Genomic DNA, 20297 nt, shown 5'->3' on the forward strand with positions numbered 1-20297 from the left:
CTCACAGGGAGTAGCTTTATATGTTGCTTAGTGCTTATGCAAGAATGCTTGTCTTTGTAAAAGAGTTTCTTCGCTTTCAACATGGTTGTCGTCAGGAATACAACAATCTACAGGACAAACTGCCGCACACTGAGGCTCTTCGTGGAATCCTTTACACTCTGTACACTTAGAAGGTACGATGTAGTAGAACTCATCAGACACTGGCTCTTGAGCTGATTCAGCATCAACTTCAGTACCGTCAGGTAAAACTACCTTACCTGTTAAGGCTGTACCGTCTTTATATCTCCAGTCATCTGCTCCTTCATATATCGCTGTGTTAGGACATTCAGGTTCGCAAGCTCCACAATTTATGCATTCGTCTGTTATAATGATTGCCATAGCTTATATTTTGTTTTATATGTATTAACTTTGTATGCAAATTTACACCCAAAACAATTCACAAACAAGTCAATATGAATTTAGATGTTAAAAAAAATGCATTTGTTAAGTTAGGTCAATTTTTGAGCCAATTCGCTGCAAATGAATTTGTAAAAAACAATGATGTATGTCATAATGATGAATTTTTTTCAAAGTTTGAAGAGCTGATTCACAGCTCAGTAAACTATAATGGATGGTTCACATTAGAACAAGTAGTGATCTCGATCAACTCTTGGGCAAGTGCGTTGACACAAGATAATTTAGATAAGTGGACTTCAAAATATGATTTTTCTACTGAGCCTAATAAGCGCGTAGGATTGATTTTAGCAGGTAATATTCCTTTAGTAGGATTTCACGATTTTATTAGTGTATTGATTTCGGGTAATATCGCTAAGGTAAAAATGTCTTCTAATGACCAGAAATTACTTCCTTTTTTAACTTCTTACTTAGTAGCTGTAGAACCTGGATTTGCTAGTCGTTTTGACTTTATTGAAGGGAAGATGGAAGGATTTGATGCAGTGATAGCTACAGGAAGTAATAATACAGCTCGTTATTTTGATTATTACTTTAATAGTGTACCTAATATTATACGCAAGAATAGAAACTCTGTTGCTGTGCTAGATGGTACAGAAAGTCATGAAGACATGGTGGCTTTAGGTAAAGATGTGTTTACATACTACGGCTTAGGATGTCGTAATGTATCTAAGATATTCGTGCCAGAAGGGTATGTGTTTGATAGTTTTTATCAAGGTATGTTTGAGTACAAAGATGTTATCGAATATGAAAAGTATTCTAATAACTATGATTATAATAAAGCTGTATTCTTAATGAGTGAGTTTAAGATTCTAGATAATGGTTTCTTAACTGTAAAAGAAGATAAAGGATATGCTTCACCTATATCGTCTGTATTCTATGAATATTATACTGATATTAATGAGGTAAAAGCAAGATTAGCTGAGGATGCAGATAAGATACAATGTATCGTGTCTAATAATCTAGTAGACGGCAGTATTGCTTTTGGACAGACACAAGAACCACAGTTATGGGATTATGCTGATAATGTGGATACAATAGCGTTTTTGTTAGGATTGTAGTGATTAGAGATGGTATGGATTATAAATCCGCGTCAACTGATATACGGTACGGGTTACAAACCACACCAGCATTAGTAGAGACGGAACATTTTGCGTGTCACAGTTAATGTTTACAGAACATGTCACGGATTATAAATCCGCGTCAACTGATATACGGTACGGGTTATAAACCACACCAGTATTAGTATAGACGCAACATTTTGCGTGTCACAGTTAATGGTTATAGAACAAGGCACGGATTACAAATCCGCGCCAACTGATATACGGTACGAGTTACAAAACACACCAGCATTAGTAGAGACACAATATTTTGCGTGTCACAGTTAATGTTTACAGAACATGGTACGGATTATAAATCCGCGTCAACTGATATACGGTACGGGTTATAAACCACACCAGTATTAGTATAGACGCAACATTTTGCGTGTCACAGTTAATGTTTATAGAACAAGGCACGGATTACAAATCCGCGCCAACTGATATACGGTACGAGTTACAAAACACACCAGCATTAGTAGAGATGCAATATTTTGCGTGTCACAGTTAATGTTTACAGAACATGGCACGGATTATAAATCCGCGCCAACTGATATACGGTACGAGTTACAAAACACACCAGCATTAGTAGAGATGCAATATTTTGCGTGTCACAGTTAATGTTTACAGAACATGGCACGGATTATAAATCCGCGCCAACTGATATACGGTACGGGTTGTAAATCACCCTAGCATTAGTAGAGACGCAATATTTTGCGTGTCACAGTAAATAAAGGTACGGGTTGCAAACCACACCAGCATTAGTAGAGACGCAATATTTTGCATGTCACAGTTAATGTTTATAGAATATGACACGGATTATAAATCCGTGTCAACTGATAGTCTAATTTAAGGATTATAGATTAAAAGATTTCACGACATCACAAAAAAGCAACATCACAAAAAAAACGATTTCACAGTTTCACATATTCACAGTTTCATAGAAAAAACAAAAAACATGATTAAAGTACATAATTTCTGTGCAGGCCCATGTCTATTACCAGATGAGGTATATAAAGGAGCTGCTGATGCTGTATTGGATTTTAATGGGAGTGGATTATCTATACTTTCGATTTCTCATCGCAGTAAGGAGTTTATAGCTGTACTAGAAGAAGCACAGTATTTGGCTTTGTCTCTGTTGGGACTAGAAGGGAAGGGGTATTCAGCTCTATTCTTACAAGGAGGAGCAAGTATGGAATTCTTAAGAGTTCCATATAATCTAATGCAGACAAGAGCAGGATATATTGATACTGGTAATTGGTCTTCTAAAGCTATAACACAGGCAGAAGCGTTCGGTCAAGTAGAGGTATTAGCCTCTTCTAAGGATAGAAAGTATGTTTATATTCCAGAAGATATCGTTATTCCTTCAGGGCTAGATTATGTGCATTACACCTCTAATAATACAATCTATGGTACACAGTTTAACGATGTGCCTAAGGCAGACTGTCCGATAGTCTGTGATATGAGTTCGGATATTTATTCGAGAGTGTATGACTGTGATAAAATTGACCTAATCTATGCTGGAGCACAAAAGAATATAGGCCCTGCAGGATTAAGTGTTGTTTTAGTAAAAGATAGTATTCTTGGTAAGTCAGGTCGCATGATACCTCAAATGATGGATTATGCAGAGCATATCGATAAAGGTAGTTTATATCACACAGCTAATGTGTTTGCTATTTATACGAGTTTATTAAACTTGAGATGGTTACAGCATCTAGGTGGTGTAGAGGCTATCGAAAAGATTAATATTCAAAAAGCAGCTACTCTGTATCGTGCTATAGATGAGTTAGATTATGTAGTAGGGCTAGCTGATGTAGCATATCGTTCAAGGATGAATGTGACTTTTGATTTTAAAGAAGAGACAATGAAAAGCGTTTTCGATACATTATGTATGGAGGCGAATATCACGAATATAAAAGGTCATCGAGTAGCTGGAGGATATCGTGCTTCGCTATACAATGCCTTGAAGCAAGAGAGTGTGGATGCTCTAGTAGAAGTGTTACATACGATGAAATCAAAGATTTAATAAAGAACCAAATAACGCAGATGAGAATATTAGCGAATGATGGTATCCCAGAAGAAGTAAAGAACGGCTTAGAGGGATTAGGATTTGAAGTAAAAGAGGTTCGTGTAGCTCACGAACAGTTAGTTAATTATACGAGTAAGAATGAGATAGAGGTTCTGTTGTTACAACAGGGGACTTTATTGAATAAGAAAATGATAGATGAGATGTCTCATCTAAAGGCTATAGTTTTTGCTGGTACCTCGATAGATTTAGATAGTATAGATTATATTAAAAGTTGTGGTATTAAGGTAATATGGGCAGAAGAAGCGTTATCTAATGCTACTGCAGAGTTAGTATTTGCCCATTTGTTTTCAGGTTGTCGTTTATTACAAGAGTCGAACCGTAATATGCCGCTGGAAGGAGATGCTAGTTTTAAATCTCTACAACAGTCTTATAGCAATGGGATCGAATTAGCAGGTAAGACACTTGGGATTATAGGTTTAAACACAGCAGGTGAGAAGGTGGCTCAAAAGGCGTTGGCCTTAGGAATGAATGTATTGTATACAGATGCTTCTGTTCCAGAGATTAAAGCTGACTTTGTATTGCCTAACGGAATACATTTTAGAGTAGATCTGGTTTCTACAGATATGCATAGATTACTACACGATTCTCATTTTATCACTATTCATACCAAACATTATCAAAAGTATATCTTAGATAAAGAGGCGTTTAGTCATGCTCATAACTTGATAGGAGTGATTAATTGTGCTTATCCGGAGGCGGTTAACGAAGTGGATTTAGTGGATGTAGTAAATGCTGAAACGGTTTTGTTTGCTGGGATTGATCGATTCGAAGAGGAGCCTCATCCCGCTATTCAAGTGCTGATGCAACCTGCTTTTTCTTTATCGCCTAATATTAATGCTTCTACAGATGAAAGCAAAGTGTTAATATGGGATGAAATTTTTGAGAAAATGCAAGTATTGCGAAAATAATAAGTAGTTTTATGCATCTAAAAAAATAAAACTATGTTAGAGCAAATTACAAAATTAGTAGAACAAATCAGTTCTAGTGAAGTAGCTAAAGGAGGGATCACTTCAGATCTTACAAGTGCAGTTACTAAAGAAACAGGAGACAGCATTATCAATGGATTAAAGGATAGTGTTAGTTCTGGAGATATTAGTGGATTGACAAATTTATTATCAGGTCAAGCTTCTAATATCGCATCTAATCCTATCGTAACAGGGATGATAGGTAATCTTATCAGTGGATTAGTTGGAAAATTAGGTTTATCAGAAGGTGTAGCAGGAAGTTTTGCTAATGGTGTAGTACCACAAGTGGTATCAGCTATAGTAGCTAAAATACAAGGAGGAGAATCAGGTTTTGATATATCTACAATCTTAAGTGGACTAGGACAAGGAGGAGCACAAGACATGCTAGGATCTTTACTAGGAGGAAAAGAAGGATTAGGAGGAGCAATCGATAAATTAAAAGGATTGTTCTAGTCGTTATAACGTATTAATATAAAAGCGGTTACTTACTATGTGAGTAACCGCTTTTTATTTTATTTAGAATTATTAAAAATAAAAGTTCTCATAACTTGATTTTATGTTAAGATTTACTATATATTTGCATTTATATAAAATTGGTCTAAATAATAATTGGTAATTGTTTTTTTACAATATATTGATTGTTAGATTATTGAAAAGTTGTTGTTAATTATGGAGTACATAAATAGCTGTTAAATATTTAAGAGGTAAGGATAAACTCTTATTTGTGATTGACATCTTAGTTAAATATTCAATATATAGTAATCAAAAGGCAGATTATCTGTTATCAAGTGTCTTTTGAGCAATACAATCTTAAATGAAAAAATATATACTACTTACGTTCTTATTCTCTTTTACCCTTTTCTGCCATGCTCAACAACTGGCTTATTCTGTAAAAGGAAAAGTGTTAGATGAAAAAAATGTACCAATAGCTTATGCAACTGTTGTTGGTATAGAATCTAATCAGTCTACTCAGACTGATGAAAAAGGAAACTTTGAATTTAAAGTTCCGAATAAAAAAGAGACCATAGAGATTAGTTTTATGGGATATAGTTCTTTTAAAAGCATTATTACTTTTGACCAAGAAACTACTAAAGTGCTGTCAGTAAAATTAAAAGAACAACAACAGCAATTAAGTGAAATTAATATTAAAGCTAAGAGTGCTAGTGAAAAGGTAAGACAAAGTGCTTATACTGTAAACGCTGTAGAGGTAAAAGCTTTAGCCAATACAGTATCTGATGTCAATCAGATCTTAAATAGAAGTGCTGGAGTACGTGTGCGTGAAGAAGGGGGACTTGGTTCTAACTTTAATTTTGCTCTAAACGGTTTTAGTGGAAATCAGATCAAATTCTACTTAGATGGAGTTCCTTTAGAAGGTGTAGGATCTTCTTTTCAACTAAACAATATCCCTGTAAATATGATAGAACGCATAGAAATCTATAAAGGGGTAGTTCCTATTAGTTTAGGAGGGGATGCTCTAGGAGGTGCTCTAAATATTATCACTAAGAATACAAAGCATAAATATTTAGATGCGACAGTATCTTATGGTTCTTTTAATACTGTGCGTTCATCTGTGAACATGGGAATGACTACAGACAAAGGATATAAGCTTCAATTAAATGCTTATCAAAACTATTCTGACAATGATTATAAAGTGGATGTAGATGTTCACAATTTTGAAACAGGAGTACTTACGCCAAAAAGAGTTCGTCGTTTCCACGATCGTTATCACAATGAAGGAATTGTCCTAAAAGGTGGTATGGTAAATAAGTGGTATGCTGATGAGTTACTATTTGGTATTACGTTAGGAAAGAATTACAATCAAATTCAGACGGGTAATAGAATGGAGGATGTCTATGGAGGGAGATTTACTAAAGGAGACTTAATCTTGCCTAGCCTTAGTTATACAAAGAGAGATTTCTTAGTAGAAAATCTGAATGTGTCTGTAAATGCAAATTATAATCTAGGTAGTGAACAAGCAGTAGATACAATGAATAGATTGTATAATTGGGATGGAGATTATATTATAAAAAACACTTTAAAGAAAGAAGGAGGGGAGATAGAGAGAAGAAGGTTTAAGTATAAGAATAATAATGGATCAGTAATCGCTAATGCGAATTATGCGCTAAGTGAGCATCATCTGTTTGCGGTAAACTATAACTTGTCTTTATTCAATAGAAAAGGAGAGGATCTATTAGACGCTTCATTAAAGAATAATAATCTACCTAAGAAATCTAATAAGGCTATCCTAGGTTTTAGTTACCAATATACGCATAATGAAAAGTGGAATGCAATAGTATTTCTAAAAAAATACTTCCAATATAATTACTCAGAACGCTATTATAACGAGACTTACTTCACTCAAGACAATAGGCAGAACTTTACTGGATATGGAGTAGCTACAGCTTATAATATACTGCCAGACTTACAAGTAAAAGGTTCTTTTGAACACAGTATACGTATGCCAGAAGCGTATGAGATGTTTGGAGATGAGGTAAACTTAGCTTCTAATTATAATCTAAAACCAGAGTCTAGTAATAACTTCAATGTGGGACTTCAATATGGATTTACTATTAATGAAGTAAACCAATTTAAGGTAGAGACGAATTTCTTATATCGAAAAGCTAAAGATTATATAAAGGAGGAAGTAAATACAGGGCAAGGTACTGCAGCTCAAAAAGTAAATAGAAATATCGGTGGGGTATTAGTAAAATCTTTTGATGGAGAGATAAGATATAGCTACAAAGATTTCTTCTCTGTGATGGCTAATGTTACTTACCAAGATATTTTAAACGATATGAAGTATGAGAATAACTCTGAGGAGGTAAGTGCTTTATATAGAGATAGAGTGGCTAACATCCCTTACCTATATGGAAATGGTATGGTGTCATTTAATTTTAAAGAAGTATTTGGATCTAAGAATAGTTTGCGCCTAGACTATAATATGATGTATGTACAAAAATATTATCTATATGCGCCAAGCGCAGGTATCGCTAAGTATAAGAGATATATACCAGAGCAATTCTCACAAGATATCAGTTTGCACTATGCTATTCGTGATGGAAGATATAATGTAGCCGTGGAGGTAAAGAACTTAGCTAATAAAACATTGTATGACAACTTCAGTTTACAAAAGCCAAGTCGTTCAGTTACTTTAAAACTGAGATATAATTTATAAAAAACATAATTAAATATAATATGAATATCATAAAAAAAACACTAGGTCTATTATCACTTGTATTAATAGCATCATGTAGTAGTGATGACAACTCATCACCAGAAAAACCAACAACTCCTGAAGAAGGTAAAAAAGCTAGTTCTTATGTATTTGTGATTAACTCCTTGACAGGACAAGAAGGAGGAACAAAATATATAGCAACCGCATCGTCATTAACAGAAGGTGTTATAAAAATAGATAAGAACAATGGTATCGAAACTGATTCTTATTCATTCTTCGTACAAAACAATCAATTAATGGCTGCTGTATACGGATTCAGTGGACAAAGCCCATTGACATTCTATAGTCTAAATGCTAAGAACGAAATAGTAGAAGGAACTAAATTAGCAACTGAAACTATTGGTAGTTATGGAAATATTGGAAAAACAGAGGTAGTAAGTGCTACGTTAGGAGGAAACTTATTTGCTATAAATACAGAGTTAAAGCAAATGACTCATAAGGGAGCTGTTGATTTTGATAAATTGAAATATAAGGATGAAGAAGCTGGAGGTCGTAATTTAACTGGGGTATTTGCAGTAGGAACAGATAAATTATATATTCCTTATTCTGTGTCGCCTAAAGAAGGAGATACCAAGTATAGAGACAATACGTTTATTGCAGTAGTTGATTATCCAAGTCTTAAAGTTAGTAAAACCATTATAGATGATAGAACTGGGTTAATAGGAAGCTGGTTTGGGATGAATGGTGTTCAGCAAGTAGAAGATGGATCTGTATATGCATGGTCACCTGCTGAGAAGTCTAAGAATCCTTCTGCATTTATTAGAATTAAGAATCACGAGATAGATAAAGGATATTTCTTTGATGTGCAAAAAGCAACAGGAGGACATAAGTTATCTCGTGCAGAGTACATTGGAGGTAATGAGTTCTTAGTGAGCTTATTTGTAGATAAGAATATTGAAAGTACTTGGTCTGGTGTGACTAAGTTAGCAATCGTAAATGTATCTACTCAATCTATTAGATGGATAGACACTATCGCTGAGCATGCGCAAATGCCATATAAACAAAAGATATATGTAGAGAAAGATAAGAAAACAGTACACTATGTAGCTCCAATAGAGAAGACAAATCGTTTCCAAGTATACAATATTGATGTTGCAACAGGTATTGCTAAAAAAGGTATTACAATCGAAAATGCAAATGATGTAACAGCTATCTCTAAATTAGAGTCTGTACAATAGTAGCAGTTAAAATAAATTAGTTAGGGTGTTTTGAATTAGGCAAATTCAGAGTATAATAAGTTGTTGAAGCAGTAATCATGGAAACGTGATTACTGTTTTTTTGTTTATCTTGTATTGTAAAATTATTGACTTAATAAAAATGAGTATATCAGTAATCATTAGTGATTTTATCCATTATATACGACAACCTCATACTGAAGTGTTAGATATTAGCAAGAAAGAGAAAGTAAGAAGAAGCTTGTTATTAGTTGTTTTTACATTAATAGTGATAACAGTTTATATATTCAGTATTAATAAAATAGTTCCATTACCTAAGACAGCTAGATTGTTTGATTTTATAGCTGACAAAGGACTATTAGTCGCTGTGTTGTTTATTGTATTATTAGGACCTTTAGCAGAGGAGGCTGCTTTTAGATTAGCTCTAAGGTTTAAGAGTTGGTATTTGTTGTTAAGTACTCCTCTTACATTAGTATATAGCCTTTGGATCTTGTATAGGATTAATCTGAGTATAGCCTTCATAGTAGGAGGGGTATTCTACGTGATACTGTGTACCTATCTTTATCTACATAGAAATAATATAGTGATACTTAAAGAGAGACATGAGAAGTATTTTGGGTATGTGTTTTACAGTTACACATTTTTGTTTATGATTATGCATATTAGTAACTTTTATACAATTAATACTGAAGTACTTGTATATAGCCCTTTGTTGTTTCTTCCTCAGTTCATAGGAGGACTTCTACTCGGATATATACGGATGAGATTTGGTTTTGGTTATAATTGTATGATACATATAATCTATAATACTATTCCTATGTTATTATTGTATGTGACTGGTGTTATTAAATAGATAGGTGTTCTTAGAAGGTTACATTAAGTGAAGAGGATTTAACTATAAATGATTAATGTGTTTTAAATAAAAATTACGATATGTTAATTTGTAATAATTATCTTTGAGTAATAGACTTTAAAATATTGAGTTATGAATAGTATCCATTGGCATACCAAAGCTTTTGATGAGTTGACAGTGAGTGAATTATATGATATTATGCGTTTACGTACGGATGTATTTGTGGTAGAACAAAATTGTCCTTATCCTGAATTAGATGGTAAGGATAAGAAATGTTTACACATTTATGCGACGAAGTTAGATCAAGTCGTTGCTTGCGCTCGTATTGTCCCTCCTGGACTTAGTTATCCAGAAATAGCTATAGGAAGAGTAGCTGTACATGCAGATTATCGCAAGGATGGTTATGGTCGTATCTTAATGCAACATGCTATAGATAAGATAGAAGAGGAGTTTGGAGCTCAAGATATTCAGATTGGAGCTCAGTGTTATTTGAAGAGATTTTATAGTTCATTTGGATTTGTAGCCTCTTCTGAAGAGTATTTAGAAGATGGTATTCCACATGTGGATATGATTAGAAAAGCATCAGAATATACTAAATAGATAAAATGCCTTAACATCATCTGTTAAGGCATTTTTATTATACTTTTTTCTTCTTCCATTTACCTCGCCTAAATAAAATAAAGGCAAGAATAGCGATTACTAATTCGGCAGAGGGAATAGCTATAAAAGCTCCTGTAGAACCAAAATTAAAATGATAAGTCATTAAATAAGCAAAAGGTATCTGAAATAACCAGAACCCAACTATATTTATTATTGTAGGGGTAACAGTATCTCCAGCTCCATTAAAGGCATTCATCAAGGTCATTCCTGCTCCATAAGCTATAAAACCGATAGCTCCTATATACATTGCTTCCTTAGCAACTGCTTTAATAGCTTCATCAGTTGTAAAGAATGAAGCTAAAATTTCGGCCATACTAAAGAATATAATAGTGACAATAGCCATATAGAAGACATTGTATTTTAAAGTTGCAATCACTGATTTATATGCTCTGTCGGGATTGTTATCTCCTAAGTTTTGACCAACTAAAGTAGAGGCAGCATTACTCAATCCCCATGCAGGAAGAATAAAGAAAACAAGAAGGCGTAAACATGTCAAGAAACCTGACGAGCCTATTTCTCCTCCACTTTGCGCTACTATGCGTGCAAGAATAACCCAACTACAAGTAGATATCATATACTGCACCATACCTGGTACAGCGATCTTGATGATATTCCAGGTCATATCCCATTGTATTTTGAAGTACTTTAGTTTTAACTGGATAAGTGAATCTTTTTTAGATAGATAATACAGCTGATAAACTACCCCCATACTACGTCCTATAGCTGTAGAATAGGCAGCTCCCTCTAGTCCCATTTCTGGAAATATCCACCATCCTCTAACCATAATAGGGCATAGAATGATATTAATGATATTACCAAAACCAAGACTTTTCATGGCTATGGCTGCATTCCCTGCTCCTCTAAATATTCCGTTAATAAGGAATAATAGCATGATGGATACACAACTGACTAGTAAGATTCTGGTATATCCGTATCCATATTCTGCAGAAGCTTCTGATGCTCCCATCCATAGTAACCAGTCTTTTGCATAGATAAAACCTAATACGCTTAATACAATAGTGATTAATATTGATAGTGTGATGGCTTGTGCTGCATTTTGTGCCGCTTTTTCTTTATCTTTTTCTCCTATACGTCTAGCTACTATAGCTGTGGCCGCCATACTAATCCCTATACATATAGCGTAAATAATAGATAGCAGTGACTCTGTTAATCCTACACTCTGAATAGCATAGGCACTCTCTTTTAAATGCCCTACAAAGTATAAGTCAACTAAAGCAAACACTGACTCCATTAGCATTTCAAACATCATAGGAATAGCTAGTAGAAAAACAGCTTTATTAATAGACATATTTGTCAAGTCAAAGTTCTCGTTAGAGAAGGACTGTTTAATCAGAGAAAATATATTGTTTTTTGATTTAAATGTTGTTGTTGACATACTTAATGAATTGCCTTAGGGTATTTAAGGATTCAAAGATAAGTTGATTAAGTAATTAAGATAAGAGTTAACTCTTTTTTTATTCCAATGGTATTTATAAATAGAACATTTTATTCTAGTTTCTTTTTTTAAGTGATTGAAAATAAGTATCTTATTTTAATAAGGGTAATTATTTTTTATATAAACTATTTAATTAGTTGTAAAACTAAATAAATAGTTGTTAGTTTGAGTAACTATTTATTGATGAAGATAAGTTAGTTTTTGATTTTAATGATTTTATTATATTTATTAATTTTTGATTATTAGTGTTATATTGTTTTATTAAGGCTGTGTCGAAAGAATATAAATGTTAATGAATTTAAATCATAGTTAGTATAAACCATAAATAACTATAGTATATGATTAAAGCGATTTACGTATCAGTAACAGCATTATGCAGTGTGATGTTAGCTAATGCACAAGAAAAAATAGAGGTAATGAGATATGAGTATCAATTAACATTACCTACTACTAGTGCTACTGGAGATGAGGAAGCACTTCAGAGTAGCACAGAAATTATTTATCTAGATATAAAAGGAAGTGAGTCTAGATGTGCTAGTGAAGGAAATATTGGCAGGGAAGAAACATTAATGGAGTTCTCTACAGGAGCTAAGAAGGATGCTGATTTTGCAGTTCGTATGCAGGCTTTAAGTCAATTTAAGAGTAGAGTAAAATGGACAGTATATAAGAATGGTACATCATTAAATACCCATGCATCTTCTGGTATAGAATCATATAATGTAGAAGAGGCTAATAATCTAGTGAAATGGAGTATTTCTAGTGATGTAGAAGACTACAATGGTATGAAGGTACAGAAAGCAGTAGGAGAGCTGAGTGGACGTACTTGGACAGTGTGGTTTACTCAAGATATCCCTTTGATAGACGGGCCTTATAAGTTTAAGAATTTACCTGGATTTGTAGTAAAGGCTGAGGATAGTACTGGTGATTATAAGTTTGAGTTCTTAAAGAGTGAGAGAGTTACTACTGATTTTTGGTTATCAAATAAACAAGAGAAAGCGATGAAAATAGATAAGAAGCAGTGGGATAAGATTAGAAATGTAAATGCAAATAAAAGCTTCTCACAGATTATGAATGAAAGAGGAGGTACAGCGACTTTTAAAATGGTAGATGAAAAAGGAAAGGATATAACGGATGAGATGACCAAGAAGAAGATGGGAAAAGAAAGTAAACCCATAGAGTTCTATTAGTAGGTGGGGGAACACATATAATAAAAAACTATAGATTATGAATAAATTGTTAGTGATTAGTATAGTTGCGTTTATAACTAGTATAAGTGGATTAGCTCAAGAGAAAATAGAGGTCATGCGATATGAGTATCAGATGACCATGCCCTCAGCCAAAACGGCTGATGATGTTAATGCTTCTAATAATGCAACTGAAATAGTATATCTAGATGTACAGAATAGCGAATCTAGATTTGCTAGTGAAGGAAATATTAAAAGAGAAGAAACACTTATAGAGTACACTACAGGAGCTAAAAAAACAGCAGATCATACAGCGCGTTTCCAAGCTTTAGGTCAATTTAGAAGTAAAGTAAATTGGATTATCTATAAGGATCAAGCAAACTTAAATACTTATGAAAATTCAGGAATAGAAACGTATAATGTAGAAGAACCTAGTAATTTAATTAAGTGGAATATTTCTGGAGATATAGAAGATTACAATGGTATGAAGGTACAGAAAGCGGTAGGAGAGCTGAGTGGACGTACTTGGACAGTGTGGTTTACTCAAGATATCCCTTTGATAGATGGACCTTATAAGTTTAAGAATTTACCTGGATTTGTAGTCAAAGCAGAGGATAGTACAGGTGATTATAAGTTTGAGTTCTTAAAGAGTGAAAAAGTCACAGCGGAATTTTGGCTAATGGATAGACATAAAAATGCCATGAAAGTCAATAAGAAACAATGGGATAAGATTAGGAATGTCAATGCTAATAAAAGTGTCTCTCAAATGATGAGTGAGATAGGAGCAGGTACTATTGTAAAGGTAGTAGATGAAAAGGGGAATGATATAACCAATGATAAACTAAAAAAGAAGACAGGCAAAGAGGTTAAACCTATTGAGTTCTATTAGTTTAAAGTGATTAAGTTATGAAGAAGTATTTATTTAGTATTACAGTTACTGTTTTAGTTGCTTTAGGAACATTAGCTCAAGAGAAAATAGAGGTCATGAGATATGAGTATGAGGCAACGTTTAAACCATCTGTTAAATCAGACGAAATCTTTACAGAGTCTGTATTCTTAGATGTATGGGATACTTCTTCTCGTTTTTATTCTAAAGGATATGCTAGCCGTGTAGAACGTTTAGCTAAAAAAGAGAATAGTGGATTAATAGGTAAGTCGATTAGTATGGCTGATGAACAGACACGGTTTGAAGCAGTATTAGTAAAGGAAGCTAATAAACTATTTTATGTTCAGAATGTGAGTGGTACTATGTTGAAGATAGAAAGTCCAGTTAATCAGGTCAAATGGAATATAGATGATACTGTAGAGGAGTTTGAAGGTATGCAGGTACAGAAGGCTATAGGTGAACTGAATGGTCGTATATGGACAGTATGGTTTACTTCTGAAATTCCTATCATAGAAGGGCCTTATAAGTTTAAGAACCTGCCAGGATTTGTAGTCAAAGCACAGGATGATAAGGAAGATTATGTTTTTGAGTTTAGAAAGAGTGAGAAAGTCGAAATACCAATAGACTTCAACGAATATAAACAGGCTGGATTGTATAAAACTAGTGAGTTAGTTAAGCTAAGAGAGGTTAAGGCGAATATGACAGTTAAGCAGAATTTAGATAGTCAAGGTATGATTGTTTATTTTGAAGATACTGTTGAGAATCAACAGATGCTAAATAAGAAAGTGGGAAATAGTAGTAATTACCTTGAATGGTTAAAAAAGTAAATTTATGAAGTATTTAATAGGATGTGTTGTACTATTTTTATTATCTATTCATAGTATGGCTCAAGAGAAAAAAGACTTTATGCGTTATGAGTACTCATTGACTTTTAAGCCTTATGATGTAAAAGTAATGCCTGATAGTCTTCCTATCACAGAGAAGTTTTATCTAGATATAGATGGGAGTAATTCTATGTTCTATGATGAGTTTACTTACCAGGAATTTGTTGCTGACTTAGAAAAGGTAGAAATAGATATTCCAAATTCTCAAGTGCCTTGGATGGTTGCTAAAGACTCAGGTAGTATTATTCTTTATGAGATGATTAATTCGTTAGAAGCTTATAAAGTAAAACAGCCTCTTAATCTTATTCAATGGACTATCTCAAGTGAGATAGAAGAGTATCATGGTATGAAAGTACAGAAGGCAACTGGAGAACTAAGTGGACGTAATTGGACAGTATGGTTTACTACTGAGATACCTATAATAGAAGGCCCTTATAAGTTTAAGAATCTGCCAGGTTTTGTAGTAAAAGCAGAGGATAAAAATAAAGACTATGTATTTGAGTTTACTGAGAGTATGAGAGTACATAATTACTGGGTTGAATTAAAGGAATTAGATTTTTTCAAGGAAGTAACAGGTAAACAATTAAATCGATTAAAAACATTAAACGCCAATAAAACTTATATGCAACTCATACAAGAAATAGGAGGAAAGTTAATGAATGATGACAAAGAACCTTCTGATTTTATGACTAAGAAATTTGGCAAAGAGCCTAATCCTATAGAGCTCTATTAGTAATTAACCAAACGACCTTATTAATGATGAAATATGTGATATACATACTTTTCTTTATGATAGTATTGCCTTTACAGGCACAAGTAGTTCTAAAGGGAAAAGTAAATGGTGAGAATAAACAAGCATTATCTAATGTCATTGTTTCTATACTTAATCCAGAGACTAATGCTGTAATAGCTTATGAAATGACGGATAGCAAAGGGACTTATCAGATACCGATCAAGTCTTCTCTAACAACATTAAAGATCAAGGCATCTATAGTGAACTACAGTGTATTTGAAAAAGTGATTGAGAATAAGTCTCAGGATATTCAAATTCAGTTAGTAGATGAGTTTACACAATTAGAAGAAATATTCGTTAAAGCTTCTCCTATTACTCAACACAATGATACTCTAGTATTTGATCTTAGCAAATTTGCAGGGAAGAATGATAGAGTATTAGAAGATGTGATAAAGAAGATGCCAGGAATGGAAGTAAGTAGCGATGGCGAGATAAAGTATCAAGGTAAAGCTCTAAATAAGTTCTATGTAGAAGGTAAAGACCTGATGCAAGGAAGATATGGGGCTATTACTAAAGCTCTACCTAATCTTCATGTTAGCAAGCTAGAGGTGATAGAAAACCATCAGCCGATTAAGATGTTAGAGGGAAAAGTGCCTTCAGAGAGTCCTGCTATTAATATTAGGTTGAAGAATAAAATAAGTTTAAGTGGTAGTGCTAAAATAGGAGTAGGTGGTGATCCCTTCTTATGGAATAGTACTATATCTCCGATGTTTTTTAGTAAAGGATTACAATACTTAGTAAGCTATGATACTAATAATACAGGGGAAGACCTTAGTAATAAATTTAGAGCATTTGGCTCTTTTGGTTCTTTTGATGTTTATAATTATACGAAGAGTACAGGTCAGGCGCTGTCTATGAGTACAACGTCTGCTCCAGGTATTGCTAAATCACGTTATTTAGACAATAAATCTCATTATGTTTCAGCTAACTTCTTAGTGAAGTTTAAAGATAAGATAGAGATGAATACGAATGCTTTTTATAACAATGATGAGGTTAAGCAATCAGGAGCACAATCTACAGAGATTAGAAACTTAGACGCAAATGGCAATGTCAGTGATGTAATTAGATATAGTAGAAAAGATGAGAACAGATACTTTAAAGAAGCATTTAACTCTAAGTTTACGATTACGAAGAATACAAAAGACAATTACTTAAAAGATTATATAACGATTAATGTAAGTAGAAATAAAGAAAGAGGACTATTATTACAGAATAATGACCCTATTAATCAGAGTGTATTATCTCCTTCTTTTACCTTACAGAATTCATTGAGTACACTGGTACCAGTAGGTAGTAATAAGTTTGCTAACTTTAAGTCTATCATTGACTTTACCAGAGATAAACAAGATTATGATGTGGTAGCGAATGGCAATGTGAACTTCCCTGATCAAGATTTGAAGAAATACGATTTATTAAATCAGTCATTCTTAGACAATACCTTTTATACACAGAATGCTTTATCACTTTCGTGGAAGTACAGAAAGTGGACCTTTACAGAAGAGTATAGTTTATTGTATGAGAATAAGCGTTTTGAGACAGACTTATACGGATATAATACTCAGTCTGTTTGGCTAGGGGATAATTATCAGAATGATTTGACTTACAATAGATTTGTAAATCGTTTAAATTCGAGTGTTAATTTTAAGGGAGTGTCATGGGATATGACATTTACTGTGCCTATTATATGGTCATCTATGAAGCTAGATGATAAGTCTATAGATGCGAAGACTACAAAGAATGCAGTAGATTTCTCACCATCACTATACCTGTCATATAAGATTAATAATATGTGGACATTAAGAGGAGGAAGTACCTTGAGTACTAGCTATACCCCTCTTGATCAACTGTACAGTCACTATATTTTTAGTGGACTAAACTTTACAGCATATAAGGCGAAGATAGAAGATACACAGAGTATTTTTTCTTGGTTTAGGTTTGAGTTTAAAAATCCTTTTAATGGAATATTCTTTAATGGGTCTTTAAATAATAACTACCAAGAGAAAAAGATTATACTATCACAGACAATTGATGAGAATGGACAGTCTGTTTTAGAAGCTTTAGATCAAAAGAATATTGCAAATAATCAAAGTGCTAATATTAACCTAGGTAAGTTCTTTAGTGAGTATAGCTCTAATATTAAAGGAAGTTTCTCAGTTAATAAAGGTAAGTCAGAGATATTAGTTAATCAGTCCTTGAGAGATGTGAATACATACAACTATAATTACGGCTTACAATTGACGAATAACTATTTTGATTGGTTAAACTTTACGTATGATTTTAATTATATGGAGACTGAGCGAAAGGATATGAAGCAGTCAACACATTCTTATGGTAACTCACATAATCTGCGTATAGATCTTATTCCATTTAAATCACATAGTTTTGTTTGGAAACTAGATTATAAAGAAAATGTGTTTAACAATCAGAAGTTTACTAACCGATTTATGGATGTTATGTATCGCTTTAAGTGGGAGAAGAAGAAGATAGACTTTGACTTCGAGTGGAATAATATATTGAATACAAAAGAATACGAACAAGTAGTAATCAATAGTATACAGACATCAACAACTAACTTTAAACTAAGACCTTCACAATTCTTAGTATCAGTAAGATTTAATTTTTAAATAGAATATAAAAAACCTCCAATCTTTAATAATTAAGATTGGAGGTTTTCTTTTTGTTGTAAAGTGATATTATAAAAGTTATTTACTGAAATTCTCTAAATCACGTACGTTCTTTTGAACACTCACAGCAGCGAAAAGTGATAATAAATAAGAGATAGCATAGAACCCTTTCTCACTTAAAGTCATTTCTGCATTGATTAGCCCAATAGTTAGTAATGTTATACTTGCTAAGGTACCAATCCATCCTAATGTATAGAAAATAGGGGTAACAGGTACACCTTCTATCTTATCTCTTACACTCTTTTGTAAAGCAACTACTGCAAATAACCCAAATAAAATAAGGGTAAAGTAAAAACCTTTCTCACTTAATAAAATCTCTGCATTCCACAGACCTATACAATAACTAGTAATACCAAGTCCTAAAGCTATCCATGCAACTAATGTATATATCGCTGAAGGTTTAAATCTCTCTAGATTAATAGTGTCATTTTGTAAGTGTGCTCTATTAGTAGTACTAGATGACGTTGTATTTCTTGTTTCTGTTTTTTCTTCTTCTATCATATTTTTTGTATTAAAGAAGTAAATATATGTATAAATTTTTATAATATTTAATATTGTATTTTTATTTTATTGTGTGTTATGTTGTTTAATTGTTTGTTGTTTATCGCTTTTAGATGAATAGTAATAAGGTTGTACTGTTTTTAGTGATTGTCTTTATTGCTTTTTTATCTTTGTCAGATGTTAGAAATCCTTTACCAAGACGAGTATATAGTAGCGATTAATAAGCCACGTGATTTATTAGTACACAAATCTTTTATAGCAAGCGACATCCAGGAGTATGCTATCCAGATCTTAAGAGATCAGATAGGGCAGTATGTGTATCCTGTACATCGCTTAGACAGAAAGACATCAGGCGTATTATTGTTTGCTTTGGATAAAGAGATTCTAAAACAGCTTAATGATGACTTTGCTACCCGTAGTGTAGAGAAGAAGTATATCGCTATCGTGAGAGGATATACGATAGATGAAGAGACAATTGATTATGCTCTAACGAACGACAATGGTCAAGTACAGAAAGCAAAAACATATTACAAAACCTTGCAGAGAGTAGAGATAGAAATGCCATTTGGTAAGCATTTGACTTCTCGTTATTCTTTGGTAGAAGCTTATCCTGAGACAGGAAGGCAACACCAATTGCGCAAGCATTTTAAACATATCTTTCACCCTATTCTAGGGAGTCGTCCACATGGCTGTAATAAGCAGAATAAGCTTTGGCTTGATACACATGGATTAGGAGCAATGTTATTACATGCTTTAGAACTGAAATTTACACACCCTGTTACAAAAGAAACTATCGAACTTAGAGCAACTATCGATGAGCAGTATCGTAAGTATAACGCTGTACTAGGCTTTGACTTAGAACAATATTATTAGGTTGACAGTTAACTGTGTACATTACGCCTACTATATAAAGTAGAGACGCATATCTTGCGTGTCACAGTAAATAAGATAATAGTGTTATAAAGACTCAAAATCAGGAGACTTTGCATAACGAGAGATTAACAGTTAACAGTGTATATTACGCCACTACATAAAGTAGAGACGCATATCTTGCGTGTCCACAGTAAATAAGATACTAGTGTTATAAAGCCTCAAAGTCAGGAGACTTTGCGTAGCGAGAGATTAACAGTTAACTGTGTATATTACGCCTACTATATAAAGTAGAGACGCATATCTTGCGTGTCACAGTAAATAAGATAATAGTGTTATAAAGACTCAAAATCAGGAGACTTTGCATAACGAGAGATTAACAGTTAACAGTGTATATTACGCCACTACATAAAGTAGAGACGCATATCTTGCGTGTCCACAGGAAATAAGATACTAGTGTTATAAAGCCTCAAAGTCAGGAGACTTTGCGTAGCGAGAGATTAACAGTTAACTCT

17 protein-coding genes are annotated in these 20297 nt (G+C 33.4%); 14 read left to right on the top strand and 3 right to left on the bottom strand.

Annotation, left to right across the window (positions count from 1 at the left end; genetic code table 11):
- Positions 1–27: 27 nt before the first annotated feature.
- Positions 28–378 carry a 4Fe-4S dicluster domain-containing protein gene (locus MPR_RS04640; RefSeq protein WP_041889683.1) on the bottom strand — a complete coding sequence of 117 codons (351 nt, stop codon included), beginning with the start codon at positions 376–378 and terminating at the stop codon, positions 28–30.
- 74 nt (positions 379–452) lie between these two features.
- Here MPR_RS04640 and MPR_RS04645 point away from each other — a divergent pair, with 74 nt between their 5' ends.
- The 8 genes from MPR_RS04645 to MPR_RS04680 all read left to right on the top strand — a co-directional run bounded on the left by MPR_RS04645 (position 453) and on the right by MPR_RS04680 (position 10464).
- Positions 453–1511 carry an acyl-CoA reductase gene (locus MPR_RS04645; RefSeq protein WP_041889686.1) on the top strand — a complete coding sequence of 353 codons (1059 nt, stop codon included), beginning with the start codon at positions 453–455 and terminating at the stop codon, positions 1509–1511.
- A 994-nt stretch (positions 1512–2505) separates the two neighbouring features.
- Complete coding sequence (gene serC, locus MPR_RS04650) at positions 2506–3573, top strand: 3-phosphoserine/phosphohydroxythreonine transaminase (protein ID WP_041889688.1); 1068 nt, start codon at positions 2506–2508, stop codon at positions 3571–3573.
- A 20-nt stretch (positions 3574–3593) separates the two neighbouring features.
- A complete protein-coding gene (locus tag MPR_RS04655) occupies positions 3594–4544 on the top strand; it encodes an NAD(P)-dependent oxidoreductase (RefSeq protein ID WP_041889690.1) in 951 nt (316 codons plus the stop codon).
- Between the two features lie 33 nt (positions 4545–4577).
- Complete coding sequence (locus tag MPR_RS04660) at positions 4578–5054, top strand: hypothetical protein (RefSeq protein WP_041889692.1); 477 nt, start codon at positions 4578–4580, stop codon at positions 5052–5054.
- Positions 5055–5415: 361 nt separating this feature from the next.
- Positions 5416–7776 (top strand): TonB-dependent receptor, encoded by a 2361-nt coding sequence (locus MPR_RS04665; RefSeq protein WP_041889695.1) that lies wholly within the window; start codon positions 5416–5418, stop codon positions 7774–7776.
- 20 nt (positions 7777–7796) lie between these two features.
- On the top strand, positions 7797–9014 hold the full coding sequence (locus tag MPR_RS04670) for a DUF4374 domain-containing protein (protein WP_041889698.1): 1218 nt from the start codon (positions 7797–7799) through the stop codon (positions 9012–9014).
- Between the two features lie 139 nt (positions 9015–9153).
- Positions 9154–9864 (top strand): CPBP family glutamic-type intramembrane protease, encoded by a 711-nt coding sequence (locus MPR_RS04675; protein WP_041889700.1) that lies wholly within the window; start codon positions 9154–9156, stop codon positions 9862–9864.
- 132 nt (positions 9865–9996) lie between these two features.
- The gene (locus MPR_RS04680) at positions 9997–10464 is read left to right on the top strand and encodes a GNAT family N-acetyltransferase (protein ID WP_041889703.1); all 468 of its coding nucleotides are present in this window, start codon (positions 9997–9999) and stop codon (positions 10462–10464) included.
- 37 nt (positions 10465–10501) lie between these two features.
- Here MPR_RS04680 and MPR_RS04685 read toward each other — a convergent pair whose 3' ends face one another.
- Positions 10502–11920 (bottom strand): MATE family efflux transporter, encoded by a 1419-nt coding sequence (locus MPR_RS04685; RefSeq protein ID WP_041889706.1) that lies wholly within the window; start codon positions 11918–11920, stop codon positions 10502–10504.
- A gap of 398 nt (positions 11921–12318) precedes the next feature.
- Here MPR_RS04685 and MPR_RS04690 point away from each other — a divergent pair, with 398 nt between their 5' ends.
- Genes MPR_RS04690 through MPR_RS04710 form a run of 5 tightly spaced genes read left to right on the top strand, consistent with a single transcriptional unit; the run spans position 12319 to position 18351 of the window.
- Positions 12319–13167 carry a GLPGLI family protein gene (locus MPR_RS04690; protein WP_041889708.1) on the top strand — a complete coding sequence of 283 codons (849 nt, stop codon included), beginning with the start codon at positions 12319–12321 and terminating at the stop codon, positions 13165–13167.
- 37 nt (positions 13168–13204) lie between these two features.
- Entirely contained in the window at positions 13205–14053 is an 849-nt protein-coding gene (locus MPR_RS04695) for a GLPGLI family protein (RefSeq protein WP_041889710.1), read from the top strand.
- A gap of 17 nt (positions 14054–14070) precedes the next feature.
- Complete coding sequence (locus MPR_RS04700) at positions 14071–14877, top strand: GLPGLI family protein (RefSeq protein ID WP_041889713.1); 807 nt, start codon at positions 14071–14073, stop codon at positions 14875–14877.
- Positions 14878–14881: 4 nt separating this feature from the next.
- Entirely contained in the window at positions 14882–15667 is a 786-nt protein-coding gene (locus MPR_RS04705; RefSeq protein ID WP_041889716.1) for a GLPGLI family protein, read from the top strand.
- Positions 15668–15723: 56 nt separating this feature from the next.
- Positions 15724–18351, top strand: coding sequence for a peptidase associated/transthyretin-like domain-containing protein (locus tag MPR_RS04710; RefSeq protein WP_235280538.1), 2628 nt, complete (start codon positions 15724–15726; stop codon positions 18349–18351).
- A gap of 78 nt (positions 18352–18429) precedes the next feature.
- Here MPR_RS04710 and yiaA read toward each other — a convergent pair whose 3' ends face one another.
- Positions 18430–18912, bottom strand: a complete 483-nt coding sequence (gene yiaA / locus MPR_RS04715; protein WP_041889719.1) for an inner membrane protein YiaA — start codon at positions 18910–18912, stop codon at positions 18430–18432.
- A gap of 177 nt (positions 18913–19089) precedes the next feature.
- On the opposite strand from yiaA, the gene MPR_RS04720 reads away from it, so the two are divergent.
- Positions 19090–19785, top strand: coding sequence for a pseudouridine synthase (locus MPR_RS04720; protein ID WP_041889722.1), 696 nt, complete (start codon positions 19090–19092; stop codon positions 19783–19785).
- Positions 19786–20297 lie beyond the last annotated feature (512 nt).

The sequence above is a fragment of the Myroides profundi genome, assembly GCF_000833025.1.
Lineage (GTDB): Bacteria > Bacteroidota > Bacteroidia > Flavobacteriales > Flavobacteriaceae > Flavobacterium > Flavobacterium profundi_A.